A 373-nucleotide genomic window follows, 5' to 3' on the forward strand; every position below is an offset into this window, starting at 1 on the left:
AAAGTGGTTTTTGGGGCTGCAAAAATCATGGGTTAGGCACCAATCTAGAAAGACTAAATGGTGCAAAATACAGGTACTTTTCTTAAAATTGAACATATTGTAAGTCGTGAAAGGTCAGAAATAGGGGCAATTTACCTACATTATGGCCTATATTTTCGCTAGAACGGAGCGAAAATTAGAATGATATTGTAAAATAAAAGATAATGATTTAAGATTTTTGAGCTGATGAGTTTGTGGGTTTTCCAATTTGTAAGTTGATGTGTTCGGGAATTGTTGGTCTTTCGTAAGTTTAAAAGCCGCGGTGGTCTGATTTGTCCTGCACTTCGTGTATGAGAAGGATGTTTATCTTGTGTTGGCATCACAGAGAGAACAA

This window comes from Prevotella sp. HMSC073D09 (genome assembly GCF_001814145.1).
Lineage (GTDB): Bacteria > Bacteroidota > Bacteroidia > Bacteroidales > Bacteroidaceae > Prevotella > Prevotella conceptionensis.